16 protein-coding genes are annotated in these 17,956 nt (G+C 69.0%); all 16 read left to right on the top strand.

The annotated features are described in order from the left end of the window. Positions 1-10: 10 nt before the first annotated feature. The 16 genes from LOK46_RS11140 (at position 11) to LOK46_RS11065 (ending at position 17,606) form a co-directional block, all read left to right on the top strand. Positions 11-1,201, top strand: a complete 1,191-nt coding sequence (locus LOK46_RS11140) for an NADH-quinone oxidoreductase subunit D (protein ID WP_273563829.1) — start codon at positions 11-13, stop codon at positions 1,199-1,201. A 10-nt stretch (positions 1,202-1,211) separates the two neighbouring features. Beyond that, positions 1,212-2,585, top strand: a complete 1,374-nt coding sequence (gene nuoE, locus LOK46_RS11135) for an NADH-quinone oxidoreductase subunit NuoE (RefSeq protein ID WP_273563828.1) — start codon at positions 1,212-1,214, stop codon at positions 2,583-2,585. A 9-nt stretch (positions 2,586-2,594) separates the two neighbouring features. Beyond that, positions 2,595-3,896 (top strand): NADH-quinone oxidoreductase subunit NuoF, encoded by a 1,302-nt coding sequence (gene nuoF, locus LOK46_RS11130; protein WP_273563827.1) that lies wholly within the window; start codon positions 2,595-2,597, stop codon positions 3,894-3,896. A gap of 5 nt (positions 3,897-3,901) precedes the next feature. Further along, positions 3,902-4,111 (top strand): hypothetical protein, encoded by a 210-nt coding sequence (locus LOK46_RS11125; protein WP_273563826.1) that lies wholly within the window; start codon positions 3,902-3,904, stop codon positions 4,109-4,111. A gap of 10 nt (positions 4,112-4,121) precedes the next feature. Further along, a complete protein-coding gene (gene nuoG, locus LOK46_RS11120; RefSeq protein ID WP_273563825.1) occupies positions 4,122-6,203 on the top strand; it encodes an NADH-quinone oxidoreductase subunit NuoG in 2,082 nt (693 codons plus the stop codon). A gap of 13 nt (positions 6,204-6,216) precedes the next feature. Next, positions 6,217-7,239 (top strand): NADH-quinone oxidoreductase subunit NuoH, encoded by a 1,023-nt coding sequence (gene nuoH / locus LOK46_RS11115; protein WP_273563824.1) that lies wholly within the window; start codon positions 6,217-6,219, stop codon positions 7,237-7,239. A gap of 28 nt (positions 7,240-7,267) precedes the next feature. Next, positions 7,268-7,756 (top strand): NADH-quinone oxidoreductase subunit NuoI, encoded by a 489-nt coding sequence (gene nuoI, locus LOK46_RS11110; RefSeq protein ID WP_007560744.1) that lies wholly within the window; start codon positions 7,268-7,270, stop codon positions 7,754-7,756. A gap of 222 nt (positions 7,757-7,978) precedes the next feature. After that, positions 7,979-8,599 (top strand): NADH-quinone oxidoreductase subunit J, encoded by a 621-nt coding sequence (locus LOK46_RS11105; RefSeq protein WP_273563823.1) that lies wholly within the window; start codon positions 7,979-7,981, stop codon positions 8,597-8,599. Between the two features lie 22 nt (positions 8,600-8,621). Then, a complete protein-coding gene (nuoK, locus tag LOK46_RS11100) occupies positions 8,622-8,927 on the top strand; it encodes an NADH-quinone oxidoreductase subunit NuoK (protein WP_043351891.1) in 306 nt (101 codons plus the stop codon). Between the two features lie 82 nt (positions 8,928-9,009). Further along, entirely contained in the window at positions 9,010-11,118 is a 2,109-nt protein-coding gene (gene nuoL / locus LOK46_RS11095) for an NADH-quinone oxidoreductase subunit L (protein WP_273563822.1), read from the top strand. 1 nt (position 11,119) lies between these two features. After that, the gene (locus LOK46_RS11090; RefSeq protein ID WP_273563821.1) at positions 11,120-12,640 is read left to right on the top strand and encodes an NADH-quinone oxidoreductase subunit M; all 1,521 of its coding nucleotides are present in this window, start codon (positions 11,120-11,122) and stop codon (positions 12,638-12,640) included. Positions 12,641-12,650: 10 nt separating this feature from the next. Next, on the top strand, positions 12,651-14,096 hold the full coding sequence (nuoN, locus tag LOK46_RS11085) for an NADH-quinone oxidoreductase subunit NuoN (RefSeq protein WP_273563820.1): 1,446 nt from the start codon (positions 12,651-12,653) through the stop codon (positions 14,094-14,096). A gap of 7 nt (positions 14,097-14,103) precedes the next feature. Next, on the top strand, positions 14,104-14,907 hold the full coding sequence (locus tag LOK46_RS11080; RefSeq protein ID WP_273563819.1) for a biotin--[acetyl-CoA-carboxylase] ligase: 804 nt from the start codon (positions 14,104-14,106) through the stop codon (positions 14,905-14,907). A gap of 16 nt (positions 14,908-14,923) precedes the next feature. Then, entirely contained in the window at positions 14,924-16,597 is a 1,674-nt protein-coding gene (locus LOK46_RS11075) for a ribonuclease J (RefSeq protein WP_273563818.1), read from the top strand. A gap of 272 nt (positions 16,598-16,869) precedes the next feature. Beyond that, entirely contained in the window at positions 16,870-17,274 is a 405-nt protein-coding gene (mce, locus tag LOK46_RS11070; RefSeq protein WP_273563817.1) for a methylmalonyl-CoA epimerase, read from the top strand. 5 nt (positions 17,275-17,279) lie between these two features. After that, a complete protein-coding gene (locus LOK46_RS11065) occupies positions 17,280-17,606 on the top strand; it encodes a DUF1467 family protein (protein WP_020092247.1) in 327 nt (108 codons plus the stop codon). The last annotated feature ends 350 nt before the right edge of the window (positions 17,607-17,956 follow it).

Genomic DNA, 17,956 nt, shown 5'->3' with positions numbered 1-17,956 from the left:
GAGACCGTCCGTGACCGAACACAACATCCGCAACTTCGCGATCAACTTCGGCCCGCAGCACCCGGCGGCGCACGGCGTGCTGCGCCTCGTGCTGGAACTCGACGGCGAGGTGGTCGAGCGGGTCGACCCGCATATCGGGCTGCTCCACCGCGGCACCGAGAAGCTGATCGAGTACAAGACCTACCTGCAGGCGACGCCCTATTTCGACCGGCTCGACTACGTGTCGCCGATGAATCAGGAGCACGCCTTCTGCCTGGCGATCGAGAAGCTCGCCGGGATCGAGGTGCCGCGGCGCGCGCAGCTGATCCGCGTGCTGTTCTGCGAGATCGGCCGCCTGCTGTCGCACCTGCTCAACGTCACCACGCAGGCGATGGACGTCGGCGCCCTCACGCCCCCGCTCTGGGGCTTCGAGGAGCGCGAGAAGCTGATGATCTTCTACGAGCGGGCCTCCGGCGCCCGGCTCCACGCCAACTACTTCCGGCCCGGCGGCGTCCACCAGGACCTGCCGCCGAAGCTGATCGACGACATCGACGCGTTCTGCGACCCGTTCCTGCAGGTCGTCCAGGATCTCGACGACCTCGTCATGGCCAACCGCATCTTCAAGCAGCGCAACGTCGACATCGGCATCGTGTCGGTGGACGAGGCGATGGAGTGGGGCTTCTCGGGCGTGATGGTGCGCGGCTCCGGCATCCCGTGGGACTTGCGCAAGGCGCAGCCCTACGAGTGCTACGAGGAGATGGAGTTCGACATCCCCGTCGGGAAGAACGGCGACACCTACGATCGCCAGGTGATCCGGATGGAGGAGATGCGCCAGTCGGTGCGCATCATGAAGCAGTGCGTCGCCAAGCTGCGCGAGCCCGCCGGCCAGGGGCCGATCGCCTCGCTCGACGGCAAGTTCGCGCCGCCGCCGCGCCGGGAGATGAAGCGCTCGATGGAGGCGCTCATCCACCACTTCAAGCTCTACACCGAGGGCTTCCACGTGCCCGAGGGCGAGGTCTACGCGGCCGTCGAGGCACCGAAGGGCGAGTTCGGCGTGTACCTGGTGTCCGACGGGACCAACAAGCCGTATCGCTGCAAGATCCGCGCGCCGGGCTTCGCGCATCTGCAGGCGATGGACTGGATGTGCCGCGGGCACCTTCTCGCCGACGTGTCCTGCGTGCTCGGCACGCTCGACATCGTGTTCGGCGAAGTGGATCGGTAAGACAGAAGCGATGGCAAACCGCAGACTCGCCCCCGCCTCGGAGCAGCCCGAGAGCTTCGCGTTCTCCCCCGAGAACGCCGAGTGGGCCAGGACCCAGATCGCCAAGTACCCGGAAGGCCGTCAGGCCTCCGCGGTGATCTCGCTCCTGTGGCGGGCCCAGGAGCAGAACGGCGGCTGGCTGCCGCGGGCGGCCATCGAGGCCGTGGCGGCCGAGCTCGGCATGCCGAACATCCGCGTGCTGGAGGTGGCGACCTTCTACACGATGTTCGCCCTCGAGCCCGTGGGGCGCTACTGGATCCAGGTCTGCGGCACGGTCCCGTGCGATTCCTGCGGCGCGCGGGGCCTCAAGGAGATGCTCCAGGCCCGTCTGGGCCCGGCCGGCCACGTCTCGGCCGACGGCACCTTCTCGTGGCTCGAGGTCGAGTGCCTCGGCGCCTGCTGCAACGCGCCGATGGTCCAGATCAACCAGGACTACTACGAGGACCTGACGCCCGAGTCCCTCGGCCAGCTGATGGACGACCTCGCCGCCGGCCGGCTTGTGAAGGTCGGCTCACAGACCGGGCGCGTCTCGTCCGAGCCCCAGGACGCCGTGAACACCCTCACCGACCAGACGCTGTTCGACGGCTCCCGGGTCGGGGCGTGGCGCAAGCGCTTCGAGGAGGCCGGCAAGGCCGAGGAGCCGGCCGCCGGCCCGGCCTCTCAGACGGGCGAGGCGGCCTCCGGAACCCAGCAGGCCGCCGAGAACCCGAAGCCGGCCCGGCCCGACGCCGGCCGTCCGGTGGAGCGTCAGGTAAGCGACGCCCCCGCCCAGCGCGCCGCCAACGGCGAGACGCCGGTGAAGCCCGAGGATAGCGCCGACGCGGCCGAGCGCGGCCGCTCGACCGCCAAGCACGGCGCCGCCCGTCCGGGCGACGCGGACGTGCTCGACTCGCCGGCCAAGCGCGTCGCCGAGGGCGAGCCCGCCGCCGGCGAGCAGGGCCGCCAGGAGGTGCCTGGCCGCGACGCCGTCCCGCAGCAGCCGGAAGCCTCCGGCGCCAGCGAGGGCGAGGTGGCGGCCGAGACCGAGGAGGCGCGCATCGCCGGCGCGCTCGCGGCCCTGCCGAAGGACGCGAGCCCCGAGCAGAAGGCCGATGCCGTGGGCAGGCGCCCCCCGGGGCTGGAGGCCGCCCGCGCCGGGAAGCCGGACGACCTCACGCGCATCAAGGGCATCGGCCCGGGCAACAGCCAGCGCCTCAACGGGCTCGGCATCTACCATTTCGACCAGATCGCCGCCTGGTCCCGCGACGAGATCGCCTGGGTCGGCACCTACCTCGCGTTCCCGGGTCGCATCGACCGGGAGAACTGGGCGGGGCAGGCCAAGGCCCTGTCGGCGCCGGCTCAGTGAGGACCTGACATGCTGTCGGATCAGGATCGCATCTTCACCAATCTCTACGGCCTGCACTCGCCGGGCCTAGAGGCCGCCAAGAAGCGCGGCGCTTGGGACGGGACCAAGTTCCTCCTGGAGCAGGGCCGCGACTGGATCATCGAGGAGATGAAGGCCTCGGGCCTGCGCGGCCGCGGCGGCGCGGGCTTCCCCACCGGCCTCAAGTGGTCGTTCATGCCCAAGAAGTCCGACGGGCGCCCGCACTACCTCGTCGTCAACGCCGACGAGTCGGAGCCGGGCACCTGCAAGGACCGGGAGATCATGCGGCACGACCCGCATCTCCTGATCGAGGGCTGCATGCTGGCCTGCTTCGCCATGGCGGCGCACGCCTGCTACATCTACATCCGCGGCGAGTACGTCGCCGAGAAGCACGCCCTCCAGAAGGCCGTGGACGAGGCCTACGCGGCCCGCCTCGTCGGCCAGTCGAACGTCCACGACTACCCGTTCGACATCTACGTCCACCACGGCGCGGGTGCCTACATCTGCGGCGAGGAGACGGCGCTGATCGAGAGCCTGGAGGGCAAGAAGGGCATGCCGCGGCTGAAGCCGCCGTTCCCCGCCAATATGGGCCTCTACGGCTGCCCCACGACCGTGAACAACGTCGAGTCGATCGCGGTCGCCGGAACGATCCTGCGCCGGGGCGGCGCGTGGTTCGCGGGGCTCGGCGGCAAGAACAACACCGGCACCAAGCTCTTCTGCGTCTCCGGGCACGTCAACAAGCCGTGCAACGTCGAGGAGGAGCTCGGCATCACCTTCCGCGAGCTCATCGACCGCCACTGCGGCGGCATGCGCGGCGGCTGGGACAACCTGCTGTGCTCGATCCCGGGCGGCTCCTCGGTTCCGCTGGTGCCGGCCGAGCAGATCGTCGACGCCAAGATGGACTTCGACACCCTGCGCAACCTGGGCTCCGGCCTGGGCACCGCGGCGGTGATCGTGCTCGACAAGTCCACCGACATCGTCGCGGCGATCACCCGGATCTCGTACTTCTACAAGCACGAGTCCTGCGGACAGTGCACGCCCTGCCGCGAGGGCACCGGCTGGATGTGGCGCGTCATGCAGCGCATGACCGAGGGCCGCGCGCAGAAGCGCGAGATCGACATGCTGTTCGAGGTCACCAAGCAGATCGAGGGTCACACGATCTGCGCGCTGGGCGACGCGGCGGCCTGGCCGATCCAGGGCCTGATCCGCCACTTCCGCCCCGAGATCGAGAAGCGCATCGACCGCTACACCGCCAACCCGCACAGCGAGCCTGTGCCGATGGCCGCGGAGTGAGCACGATGACCGCCGAACCCGACAACCTCGTGCTGGCCCTTCTGCGGCGCATCGACGGGAAGGTTGATCGGCTCATCGACAACGTGAACGACCTGAAGGCCCGAACTTCGGCGGTCGAGGAGAACCTTGCGGGCGTGCACCGCCGCATCGATCGCCTCGAGCTTCGAGTCGAGCGCATCGAGCGCCGGCTCGACCTCGCCGACGCGCCGCACTGAGAGCGAGACCATGACCAAGATCCTCGTCGACGGCACCGAGGTCGACGTCCCCGCCGATTACACGCTGCTCCAGGCCTGCGAGGCCGCGGGGGCCGAGATCCCGCGCTTCTGCTTCCACGAGCGCCTGTCGATCGCCGGCAATTGCCGCATGTGCCTCGTCGAGTTGAAGGGCGCGCCGAAGCCGGTGGCCTCCTGCGCCTACGCGGTGAAGGATTGCCGCCCCGGCCCGAACGGCGAGCCGCCGGAGGTACTGACGCGCTCGCAGGGCACGAAGAAGGCCCGCGAGGGGGTGATGGAGTTCCTCCTCATCAACCACCCGCTCGACTGCCCGATCTGCGACCAGGGCGGCCACTGCGACCTGCAGGACCAGGCCATGGCCTACGGGGTCGATTCGACCCGCTACACGGAGAACAAGCGCGCGGTCGAGGAGAAGCATATCGGCCCGCTGGTGCGGACCGCGATGAACCGCTGCATCCACTGCACCCGCTGCGTGCGCTTCCTCGCCGAGGTGGCGGGCGTGCCGGACCTCGGCGCCATCGGGCGCGGCGAGGACATGGAGATCACCAGCTACCTCGAGCAGTCGATGGCCTCGGAGCTCCAGGGCAACGTCGCCGACCTCTGCCCGGTGGGCGCCCTCGTGCACCGTCCGCAGAGCTACAACGTCCGGCCGTGGGAGTTGAACAAGACCGAGTCGGTCGACGTGATGGACGCGGTCGGCTCCTCGATCCGCATCGACACTCGCGGCCGCGAGGTCATGCAGATCGAGCCGCGGATCAGCGAGGAGATCAACGAGGAGTGGATCTCCGACAAGACCCGCTACCACATCGACGGGCTGCGGATGCAGCGCCTCGACCGTCCGTACCTGCGCGAGAACGGCCGGCTCCGGCCCGCCTCGTGGGGTGAGGCCTTCCAGGCCATCGCCGCGAAGGTGAAGGGCGCGGATCCGAAGCGCGTCGGCGCCGTGGTCGGCGACCTCGCGGGCGTCGAGGAGATCTTCGCACTGCGCGAGCTGATCAGAACCCTCGGCTCGCCGAACCTCGACTGCCGCCAGACCGATGCCGGCCTCGACCCGGCGCTCGGCCGCGCATCGTACATCTTCAACCCGACCATCCCGGGCATCGAGGCGGCGGACGCGATCCTGATCGTCGGCGCCAACCCGCGCACGGAGGCCTCGCTGCTGAACGTCCGCATCCGCAAGCGCTGGCGCATGGCGCCGCTGGCGGTGGGCGTGATCGGAGAGCCGGTCGACCTGACCTATCCGAGCCACTACATCGGCGCCGGCCCCGATTCGCTGGCCGCACTCGCCCGCGGCGAGCACAGCTTCCTTGAGGTGCTGAAGGAGGCGAAGGCGCCGCTCGTGATCGTCGGCGCGAGTGCCGAGCCGGGCATCCTGGCCGCGGCGGCCACGCTCGCCAAGGAGATCGGCGCGGTCTCGGCCGAGTGGAACGGCTTCGGCGTGCTGCACACGGCCGCCGCACGCGTCGGCGCGCTCGATCTCGGCTTCGTGCCGGGGGAGGGCGGCCTGACCTTCGCGCAGATGCTGGAGCCGGGCGCGCTCGACGTCGTGTTCAACCTCGGCGCCGACGAGCGCGACGTCGCCCCGGGCGCCTTCGTGGTCTACCAGGGCAGCCACGGCGACCGCGGGGCTTCCCGCGCCGACGTGATCCTGCCGGGCGCCGCCTACAGCGAGAAGTCGGCGACCTGGGTGAACACGGAGGGCCGGGTCCAGATGGGCAACCGCGCCGCCTTCCCGCCGGGCGACGCCCGCGAGGACTGGGCGATCCTGCGCGCCCTCTCGGACGTGCTGGGCAAGCGCCTGCCGTTCGATTCGCTCACCGCGCTCCGCCGGGCGCTCTACACCGCCCACCCGCATCTCGCGGCGGTCGGCGCCGTCGAGCCGGGCAACGTGACCGAGGCGGTCGACCGGCTCGCCGGCATCGGCGGCGCCGCGACCGGCCCGGCCTTCGCGTCGCCCGTCACCGACTTCTACCTCACCAACCCGATCGCCCGCGCCTCGCGGATCCTCGCGGAGTGCTCGCGCCTCGCCCGGGAGCGCGCCGCCGAGGCGCGGCCCCTGGCGGCGGCCGAGTAGGAGCTCAAGACCGATGACGTCGCTCGAAATCCTCGGGACCGTGCTCCTGATCGTGCTGAAGAGCTTCGTGCTGCTCTCGGCACTGCTCGTCTTCATCGCCTACGCGCTGCTCGCCGACCGCAAGATCTGGGCGGCGGTGCAGCTCCGGCGCGGCCCGAACGTGGTCGGGCCGTTCGGCCTGTTCCAGTCCTTCGCCGACCTGATCAAGTTCGTGATCAAGGAGCCGGTGATCCCGGCGGGCGCCAATAAGGCGATCTACCTGCTGGCGCCGCTGGTCTTCGCGATGCTCGCCCTGTCGAGCTGGGCGGTGATCCCGCTCGCGGACGGCTGGGCGATCGCCGACATCAACGTCGGCATCACCTACATCTTCGCGATCTCGTCGCTCGGCGTGTACGGCGTCATCATGGGCGGCTGGGCGTCGAACTCGAAATACGCCTTCCTCGGCGCCCTGCGCTCGGCGGCCCAGATGATCTCGTACGAGGTCTCGCTCGGCTTCGTGATCATCTGCGTGCTGCTCTGCGCCGGCTCGCTCAACCTCTCGCGCATCGTGATGGCGCAGGACACCAGCCTCGGCCTGTTCGGCTGGTACTGGCTGTGGCTGTTCCCGATGTTCGTGGTGTTCTTCGTCTCGGCGCTGGCCGAGACCAACCGCCCGCCCTTCGACCTTCCGGAGGCGGAGTCGGAGCTCGTGGCCGGCTACATGGTCGAGTACTCCTCGACGCCGTACCTGCTGTTCATGCTCGGCGAGTACGTCGCCATCATGAGCATGTGCGCGCTCGGGACCATCCTGTTCATGGGCGGCTGGCTCTCGCCGATCCCGTTCGCGCCCTTCACCTGGGTGCCGGGCGTGATCTGGTTCACCCTGAAGGCGAGCTTCCTGTTCTTCCTGTTCGCGATGGTGAAGTCCATCGTGCCCCGCTACCGCTACGATCAGCTCATGCGCCTCGGCTGGAAGGTCTTCCTGCCGATCTCCCTGATCTCGGTCGTCGTCGTCGCCTTCGTGCTCAAGCTGACCGGCCTCGCGCCGGGCGCCTGAGCCCACCCTTCGCATCGGAGATCCGGGCATGAAGCTCGATCAGGTCGCCAAGAGCCTTCTCCTGAAGGAGTTCGTGTCCGGGATGATCCTCGGCATGCGCTACTTCTTCAAGCCGAAGGCCACGATCAACTACCCCTTCGAGATGGGCCATCGCGGTCCGCGCTTCCGGGGCGAGCACGCGCTGCGCCGCTACCCGAACGGCGAGGAGCGCTGCATCGCCTGCAAGCTCTGCGAGGCGATCTGCCCGGCCCAGGCGATCACCATCGAGGCGGGCCCCCGCCGCAACGACGGCACCCGCCGCACGACGCGCTACGACATCGACATGGTGAAGTGCATCTACTGCGGCATGTGCCAGGAGGCCTGCCCAGTGGACGCCATCGTCGAGGGACCGAATTTCGAGTTCTCGGTGGAGACCCGCGAGGAGCTTCTCTACGACAAGCAGAAGCTCCTGCTGAACGGTGACCGCTGGGAGCGCGAGATCGCCCGCAACATCGCGATGGACGCGCCGTATCGCTGAGGCACCGTCCCGGAGGCCGGTCGCCGGCTTCCGGAAGACGATGACACGACACCAAGGCTCTGGAGCATCGCACCGGTTCCCGGTTCCGGTGCGATGCTCTAGAGCCATGCCGGGGGCGCTGTTGTGCCCCCGTCGACCGGGTTCTATAGACGGGCCGCCCGCTGCGGACCGTCTCCACGCACGGCAGAAGGGGCCGCTCCGGCGGCCGATCCCGACCAGCGCATGACCGCAGCAGCCGCCTTCTTCTATCTGTTCGCGAGCATCACGGTCGCGTCGGGCTTCATGGTGATCGCCTCGCGCAATCCCGTCGCCTCGGTGCTGTTCCTGATCCTCGCCTTCGTGAACGCCGCCGGACTGTTCGTCCTGATGGGCGCCGAGTTCCTCGCGATGATCCTCGTGGTCGTCTACGTGGGCGCGGTCGCGGTGCTGTTCCTGTTCGTGGTGATGATGCTCGACGTCGATTTCGCCGAGCTGCGCCAGGGCTTTCAGCAGTATCTCCCGATCGGCGCCCTGATCGGCGCGATCTTCCTGGTCGAGATCCTGCTGGTCGTCGGCTCGTGGAGCATCGATCCCGGCCTCGTCCAGGCCCCGCTCGGCAACGTCGCCTCGGCCGAGAACCTGACCAACGCCCAGGCGCTCGGCCGTGTGATCTACACGGACTACGCCTACTTCTTCCAGCTCGCCGGCCTGATCCTGCTGGTCGCCATGATCGGCGCCATCGTGCTGACGCTGCGCGACCGGCCGGGCGTCAAGCGCCAGGACATCGCGGTCCAGAACGCCCGGACCCAGGCCATGGCGGTGGAGACCCGCAAGGTCCCGTCGCGCCAGGGTGTCGAGGTCTGATGTCTGCGCGGAGATTCGAACGATGATCGGCCTGAGCCACTACCTCACCGTCGCGGCGATCCTGTTCACGCTCGGCGTGCTCGGCATCTTCATCAACCGCAAGAACATCATCGTCATCCTGATGTCGATCGAGCTGATCCTGCTCTCGGTCAACATCAACCTCGTCGCCTTCTCGACGCAGCTGAACGACATCACCGGACAGGTCTTCGCCCTGTTCGTGCTGACCGTCGCGGCCGCCGAATCGGCGATCGGCCTCGCCATCCTGGTGGTGTTCTTCCGCAACCGCGGCTCGATCGCGGTGGAAGACGTCAGCATGATGAAGGGCTAGGGCCTTCCCCTTCGCGCGCCCCGAGTGACATCCGGACGCCGCCGCTTCGCGGCCGGCCCGGAGGACGGACTGCAAGAGAGCGATGTATCACGCGATCGTCTTCTTCCCGCTCATCGGCTTCCTGATCGCCGGCCTGTTCGGCCGGTACATCGGGGCGCGGGCCTGTGAGTACGTCACCACGTCCTTCCTCGCCTTCACGGCGCTGATCGCCTGGGGCGTGTTCCTCGACGGCGGCCCGGCCGAGCGGGTGCAGGTGGCGTCCTGGTTCGCGGCCGGCGACCTGCAGGTCGACTGGGCCTTCAAGGTCGACACCCTGACCCGGGTGATGCTGGTCGTCGTGACCACCGTCTCGACCCTCGTGCACCTCTACTCCGTGGGCTACATGGAGGAGGATCCGCACCGGCCGCGGTTCTTCGCCTACCTGTCGCTGTTCACCTTCGCCATGCTGATGCTGGTGACGGCCGACAACCTCGTGCAGATGTTCTTCGGCTGGGAGGGCGTGGGCCTCGCCTCCTACCTGCTGATCGGCTTCTGGTACGAGAAGCCCTCGGCCAACGCCGCCGCCATGAAGGCGTTCATCGTCAACCGCGTCGGCGATTTCGGCTTCTCGCTCGGCATCTTCCTGGTCTTCGTGCTGACCGGCTCGGTGGCGTTCGACGCGATCTTCGGCAAGGTCGACGCGATCAAGACGCTCAGCTTCCACTTCCTCGGCTACGACTGGAACGCGCTGACGCTCGCCTGCCTGCTGCTGTTCATGGGCGCCATGGGCAAGTCCGCGCAGTTCCTGCTGCACACGTGGCTGCCGGACGCCATGGAGGGCCCGACCCCGGTCTCGGCGCTGATCCACGCCGCCACCATGGTGACCGCCGGCGTGTTCATGGTCGCCCGCCTGTCGCCGCTCTTCGAGGAGGCGCCGAACGCGCTGATCGTCGTGACGGTGATCGGCGGCATCACGTCCCTCTTCGCGGCCACGATCGGCCTCGTGCAGAACGACATCAAGCGGGTCATCGCCTACTCGACCTGCTCGCAGCTCGGCTACATGTTCGTGGCGCTCGGCGTCGGCGCCTACGCGGCCGGCGTGTTCCACCTGTTCACCCACGCGTTCTTCAAGGCGCTGCTGTTCCTCGGGGCCGGCTCGGTCATCCACGCGATGCACCACGAGCAGGACATGCGGAACATGGGCGGCCTGCGCCGCTACATCCCCTACACCAGCGCCATGATGGCGATCGGCTCGCTCGCGCTGATCGGCTTCCCCTACACGGCCGGCTACTACTCGAAGGACGCGATCATCGAGGCCGCCTACGCCTCGACCCGGCCCGGCCACACGCTCGCCTTCCTGTGCACCGTCGTGGCGGCGTTCTTCACCTCGTTCTACTCCTGGCGCCTGTTCTTCATGACCTTCGAGGGTCCGGCCCGCTGGGGGGCGCACGCGGCGCACGACCACCACGACGCCCCCGTGGTCGCCCACGCGGCGATGGCCCACGAGGCCGACGGGGCGCCGGGCCACACCGAGGGCGTCGCCCACGACGATCACGGCCACGACGTCGAGCCGGCCCACAAGAGCGACCTCGTCGCTGACGACCATCACGGGCACGGCCACCACGGCGACCACACGCCCCACGAGAGCCCGCTGGTGATGACGGTCCCGCTGGCGGTGCTCGCCTTCGGCGCGCTGTTCGCCGGGATCATCTTCCACAACCGCTTCATCGGCGCCGGCATGGACGCGTTCTGGGGCCACGCCCTGGCGCACGGGCCGAACAACCACATCATGCACGAGATCCACGAGGTCCCGGCCCTGGTCTCGTACGCGCCGCTGATCATGCTGATCCTCGGCTTCGTCGTGGCCTACTGGATGTACATCCGCCGGCCGGAGCTGCCGGGTGCGCTCGCCGCGCAGCAGCCGTCGCTGTACCGGTTCCTGCTCAACAAGTGGTACTTCGACGAGATCTACGACCGGATCTTCGTCCGCCCGGCCAAGGATTTCGGCCTGTTCCTCTGGAAGCAGGGCGATGGCCGGATCATCGACGGCCTCGGGCCGAACGGGATCGCGGCGCGCGTCGTGGACGTGACCCGCGGGGTTGTGCGCCTCCAGACCGGCTACCTCTACCACTACGCCTTCGTCATGCTTATCGGCGTCGCCGGCCTGATCAGCTGGTACCTGATGTCCGGCCTGCCCAAGGGTGCTCACTGACATGCTCGGCCTCGGCATCCTCTCCGGCCTGCTGATCGTGCCGCTCTGCGGCGCGGCCTTCATCCTGACGCTGAACGGCGACGAGGAATCGGTCGCGCGCAACAGCCGCTGGGCCGCGCTCGCCACCACGGTGGTCACCTTCCTGCTCTCCCTGGTGGCCTGGAGCCGCTACGACACCGCCTCGTCGAGCTTCCAGCTGGTGGAGAGCCACGCGTGGCTCACCGAGACGATCCGGTTCAAGCTCGGCGTCGACGGCTTCTCGATGCCGCTGATCCTGCTGACCACGTTCCTGATGCCGTTCTGCATCGGCGCCTCGTGGCACTCGATCCACTTCCGGGTGAAGGAGTACTTCGTCGCCTTCCTCGTCCTCGAGACGACGATGATCGGCGTGTTCGCCTCCCTCGACCTGGTGCTGTTCTACCTGTTCTTCGAGGCCGGCCTGATCCCGATGTTCCTGATCATCGGCATCTGGGGCGGCGCGCGCCGGGTCTACGCGAGCTTCAAGTTCTTCCTCTACACCCTGCTCGGCTCGGTGCTGATGCTGCTCGCCGTCATGGCGATGTACTGGCAGGCCGGCACCACCGACATCCCGACCCTGCTGCAGTACCGGTTCCCGGTGCAGATGCAGACCTGGCTGTGGCTCGCCTTCTTCGCCTCCTTCGCGGTGAAGATGCCGATGTGGCCGGTCCATACCTGGCTGCCCGACGCCCACGTGGAGGCGCCCACGGCCGGCTCGGTGATCCTGGCGGGCATCCTCCTGAAGATGGGCGGCTACGGGTTCATCCGGATCTCGCTGCCGATGCTGCCGGTGGCGAGCCACGACTTCGCGCCCCTGGTCTTCGCGCTGTCGGTGATCGCGATCATCTTCACGTCGCTCACCGCGATGATGCAGACCGACATCAAGAAGCTGATCGCCTACTCGTCGGTGGCCCATATGGGCTTCGTGACGCTGGGCCTGTTCACCCTGAACGAGCAGGGCATCCAGGGCGCGCTGTTCCTGATGATCTCCCACGGCATCGTGTCGGGAGCGCTCTTCCTCTGCGTCGGCGTCGTCTACGACCGGATGCACACCCGCGAGATCTCGGCCTATGGCGGCCTCGTGAAGCGGATGCCGCTCTACGCCGTGGCCATGATGGTGTTCACGATGGCCAATGTCGGCCTGCCGGGCACCTCGGGCTTCGTCGGCGAGTTCCTGGCGATGCTCGGCGCCTTCAAGGCGAACCCGAACGTCGCGTTCTTCTCGACCTTCGGCATCATCCTGTCGGCGGCCTACGCCCTGTGGCTCTACGCCCGGGTGATCTACGGGAAGCTGGAGAAGCCGAACCTCCAGGGGATCCTCGACCTCGATCTGCGCGAGAAGATCATCCTGGCGCCGCTGGTCGTCCTGACGATCTACTACGGCGTGCACCCGGCCCCCGTGCTCGACGTGTTCGCCCCCTCGACCGACGCGCTGATGGCGAGCATCAAGACCGCGCTCTCGAACACCCAGACGGCCGCCGCGGCGCTGCCGATCCCGCGCTGAGGCGGACACCATGACCACCGTCCACTCCGTCCTGCCCTCGCTGGCGCCGCTCCTGCCCGAGCTGATCCTCGGCATCGGCGTCATGGTCCTGATCCTCTACGGCGCGTGGCGCGGCGACCGCTCCGCCGAGATCGTGAGCATCGGCGCCCTGGTCCTGCTCCTCGTCGCCCTGTCGGTGGTCATCTCCCAGCCGGTCCACGGCCGGGTCACGACCCTGTCGGGCGCGTTCGTCTCCGACTCCTTCGCCAAGGTGATGAAGTCGCTGGTGCTGCTCGGATCCTCGGCGACGATCCTGCTGGCGCACGACTTCTTCAAGCGCGAGCGCATCGACCGGTTCGAGTTCCCGGTGCTGATCGTGCTCTGCACCATCGGCATGATGGTCATGGTCTCGGCCAACGACCTGATCGCGCTCTACCTGGGCCTGGAGCTGCAGTCGCTCGCCGCCTACGTGATCGCGGCCTTCCACCGCGACGACGTGAAGTCCACCGAGGCCGGCCTCAAGTACTTCGTGCTCGGCGCGCTCTCCTCCGGCATGCTGCTGTACGGCGCCTCGCTGGTCTACGGCTTCACCGGCACGGTCTCGTTCCCCGGCATCGTCTCGGCGCTCAACGAGAATGCCGGCTTCGGCATCGTGCTCGGCATCGTGTTCCTGGCGGCCGGCGTGTGCTTCAAGCTGGCGGCCGTGCCGTTCCACATGTGGACGCCCGACGTCTACGAGGGCTCGCCGACCCCGGTGACGGCCTTCTTCGCCTCGGCGCCCAAGATGGCCGCCGTGGCGATGACCGTGCGGGTGTTCATCGGCGCGATGCCGGACGTGACGGCGATCTGGCAGCAGATCTTCATCTTCGTCTCGATCGCGTCGATGGCGCTCGGATCCTTCGCGGCGATCGGCCAGACCTCGATCAAGCGCCTGATGGCCTACTCGTCGATCGCCAACATCGGCTACGCGCTGATCGGCCTGGCCTGCGGCTCGGAGGAGGGGATCAGCGGGCTCGTCACCTACATGATCATCTACCTCGCGATGACGCTCGGCACCTTCGCGATCATCCTGTCGCTCCGGCGCCGGGACGTGATGTTCGAGAAGATCGAGGACCTGTCGGGCCTGTCGCGGACCCATCCGTGGCTCGCCTTCTGCCTCGCCGCGATGATGTTCTCGCTGGCCGGCATCCCGCCGCTCGCCGGGTTCTTCGCGAAGTTCTACGTCTTCGCCGCCGCCATCAAGGCGGGCCTCGTGACGCTCGCGGTGATCGGCGTGGTGACCAGCGTGGTCGGCGCCTACTACTACCTGCGCGTCGTGCGGATCATGTACTTCGACGAGCCGAAGGAGCCGTACGAGGCGATGGCCCCGGGCCTGCGCGTCGTGCTCGCCCTGTCGAGCGTCGTGGTCGTGCTGTTCTTCCTGCTGCCCGGGCCGCTGGTCGGCGCCGCCGGACGGGCCGCGAAGTCGCTGTTCTAGGACGGCCTTGAGCTACCGACTCGGGCCCTCGGCGCGCGCCGAGGGCCACCGCCTGCACGTCCACGACACCCTCGGCTCCACCAACACGGAGGCCATGGCGCGCGCGCGCGCGGGCGAGACCGGCCCGCTCTGGGTCGTGACTCACCGCCAGGAGGCGGGTCGCGGCCGCCGCGGCAACAGCTGGGCCTCGCACCCCGGGAACCTCGCGGCGAGCGTGCTCTGGCCGGTCGCCGGGGTCGCGCCCGACCACCTCGCCGAGTTGGGCTTCGTGGCCGGCCTCGCCCTGATCGAGGCGCTGGAGGCGGCCTGCGGCACCCTGCCGGATACCGGATCCGGCGCCGGGGCCCGATCTCTCCGTCTCAAATGGCCGAACGACGTGCTGCTCGGCGGGGCGAAGCTCGCCGGCCTGCTCCTGGAGGCGGAGACGCTGCCGGGCGGCCGGCGCGCCGCCGTCATCGGCTTCGGCGTGAACGTCGCGGCCGCCCCGGAGGGCCTCGGGGCCGCGAGCTTGGCTGCTGCGGGTTACGCGCGCGGCGCCGAGGCGCTACTGGAACACCTCTCGGACCGGATGGCCGCGCGGGCGCGCGCCTGGGACCGGGGACGGAATTTCGCTGACCTGCGCGCGGCCTGGCTCGCGCGGGCCGCGGGTCTCGGATCGGAGATCGCGGTGCACAGCGGCGGGCACACCCTGCGGGGCGTGTTCGAGACGATCGACGAGGGGGGGCGGCTCGTGATCCTCGCCCCCGACGGGAACCGGCATACCGTGACGGCGGGCGAGGTGCATTTCGGATCGGCCGCGACGGCGGCCTGAGTTTGGACGACGACAGATGGTTAAGGGACAGGAGGAGCTGGTCTTCCTGCCGCTCGGCGGCGTGGGCGAGATCGGGATGAATGCGGCGCTCTACGGGTTCGGCCCGGAGAAGGGCCGGAAGTGGATCATGGTCGATTGCGGCATGGGCTTCGCCGGCGAGGAGCAGATGCCGGGCGTCGACCTGATGTTCCCCGACCTCTCCTTCATCGAGGAGCGGCGCAAGGACCTGCTGGGGATCTTCATCACCCACGCGCACGAGGACCATATCGGGGCGATCTCGGAACTGTGGCCCCGGCTCAAGGTGCCGGTCTACGCGACCCGCTTCGCCAAGAACCTGCTGGAGACCCGGCGCCTCTCCGAGCCCGGCGCCCCGAAGGTCGAGCTGCGGGAGGTGAAGCCCGGCCGGCGGGTGACCGTCGGGCCGTTCGAGCTCGAGTACGTGCCGGTCTCGCACTCCATCCCGGAGTCGAACGCGATCGCCATCCGCACGGCGGCGGGCCTCGTCCTGCACACCGGCGACTGGAAGATCGATCCGACCCCGGTGGCCGGCTCGGTGACGTCCCCGGAGGCGTTCACGGCGCTCGGGGACGAGGGCGTCCTCGCCATCGTCTGCGACTCGACCAACGTCGTGCGCGAGGGCTTCTCGCCGAGCGAGAAGACCGTCGCCGAGACGCTGAAGACGCTGATCGCGGACGCGCCGCACCGGGTCGCGGTGACGACCTTCGCGTCGAACGTGGCGCGCATCCGCGCGGTCGCCGAGGCGGCGGCCGCCTGCGGTCGCGAGGTCATCGCGGTCGGCCGGGCCATGGACCGGGTGATCGATGTCGCCCGCGAGTGCGGCTACCTCGACGGGCTGCCCGAGTTCCGCCGCGCGGATTCGTGGAAGAGCCTGCCGCGGGAGCGCGTCGTGGCCCTGCTCACCGGGTCCCAGGGCGAGCCGCGGGCGGCGCTCGCCCGCGTCTCCCGCCGCGACCACCCGGATATCAGCCTCACCGCCGGTGACCAGGTGATCTTCTCCTCGCGGGCCATTCCCGGCAACGAGCGCGATGTCGGGTCGATCATCAACGACCTGATCGAGCAGGGCGTCGAGGTGATCACCGACCGCACCGACCTCGTCCACGTCTCCGGCCACCCGCGCCGGGACGAGATGGTCGAGATGTACCGGTGGACCCGCCCGGGCACCGCGATCCCGGTCCACGGCGAGGCCCTGCACCTCGACGAGCACGCCCGCTTCGCCCGGGCACAGGGCGTGCAGAACGTGGTCAAGGCCCGCAACGGCAGCCTGATCCGCCTGAGCCCCGGCAAGCCCGAGGTGATCGACCACGTGAAGGCCGGCCGCCTGTTCAAGGACGGCGACGTCCTGATCGACGAGAAGGACCGGGCGATCCCGGAGCGGCGCAAGCTGATGCAGGCCGGCCTGGTCTCGGTGGCCATCGCCATCGACGAGGACGGCGTCGTGCTCGGCGAGCCGGCAGTGGACATCATCGGCCTGCCGAACCGCGGCCGGTCCGGCGAGCCGCTGATCGAGACCGTGGTGGACGCGGTCTCCCGCACCCTGTCGGGGATGTCGCGGGGCAAGCTCAAGGACTCGGAGAGCGTCGAGAAGACGGTTGACCGGGCGGTGCGCACCGCGGTCAACGAGGTGTGGGGCAAGAAGCCGGCCTGCCACGTGCAGGTGGTGGAGGTCTGAGGCTGGCTGCCGATAGCGAGGCGCTGTAATCTACAGCGCCTCGAGACAGCTGAAGTCTTTGATCGTCGGCCGGGGAAGACACAGGTTCCCTCTCGCGCGCGGGAGGGGGCCAGGGTGAGGGGACAGGTTCTGCCGGAGAGGGCGCATCCCTCACCCCGACCCTCTCCCGCACGGGAGCGGGGGCGGGTCGCGTCCGGGTGCACGGGCGGAGCCTGCCCCGCGAACGAACGAAGCTCCCGGACAGGGAGCCAGCACGCTGGGGAGGAATCAACATGATCGGTCGTCTCAACCACGTGGCCATCGCCGTGCAGGATCTCGAAGCCGCCTGCGCGGTCTACCGCGACACGCTGGGTGCGACGATCACCGCGCCCCTGCCGCAGCCCGAGCACGGCGTCACCGTCGTGTTCGTCGAGCTGCCGAACAGCAAGATCGAGCTGATGTCCCCCCTGGGCGAGGGCTCGCCGATCGAGGCCTTCGTGGCCCGCAACCCGGGCGGCGGCATCCACCACGTCTGCTACGAGGTCGACGACATCCTGGCCGCCCGCGACAAGCTCAAGGCGCAGGGCGCCCGGGTGCTCGGCACCGGCGAGCCGCGGATCGGCGCCCACGGCAAGCCGGTCCTGTTCCTCCACCCCAAGGATTTCCTGGGCACCCTGGTCGAGCTGGAGCAGGTGTGAGCCGGATGATGAACGCGCTGGCCCGCTCGACGCCGGTGACGCTGGCGGCGATCACCGTCCTGATCGCCGCCTTCGTGGCGGCGGCGGTGAGCCTGTTCAAGCTGACGGTGGGCGGCGCGATCGCCCTCTACTTCGTGGTCTGGTGGACGCTGCTCTTCGCCGTGCTGCCCCTGCGCAACCAGCCGGAGACGCGGCCCAGCCACGTGGTGCCGGGCCAGGATCCCGGCGCGCCGGCGGCACCGCGACTGCGCGAGAAGGCCATCTGGACGACGCTGGTCGCGGGCGCCGCCTTCCTGATCGCCCTCGCGGTGTTCCCGCTGACCGGGCTGTAGGGCGGCCCGGAGCGGCGATCCGGAAGGCGGCACCGTCGGCGAGTCCCCGCCCCGGGAAACCGGATGGGCGAAGCCCCGACGGGTGGGCCGGGAGGGCTGCGCCGACCGGACCCAAGAATAAAAAAAGCAAGGCCCGAGGCCTTGCTTTCAAGCTTCAGTGGCTCGACCTTGAAATATCCCTCGCATTGGCTGCGGGGTGGTCGCTTTTCCTCCCGAGACTCGGACCTTGCGCCACCTCTTCCGGGCGTCGCAAACATCGCCGGACGCTTATAGGAACAACAATTCGTGTTGTCACCGGGTCTGCGAGAAAAATCTGCGCTTTCTTGCCGGCAAATGGGCATACCGCTTTC

Origin of the sequence: Methylobacterium sp. NMS14P (genome assembly GCF_028583545.1) — a bacterium.
Classification (GTDB): domain Bacteria; phylum Pseudomonadota; class Alphaproteobacteria; order Rhizobiales; family Beijerinckiaceae; genus Methylobacterium.
The sequence above is the reverse complement of the archived record's forward strand: the minus strand, read 5'-3'. Positions and strand labels throughout refer to the sequence as shown.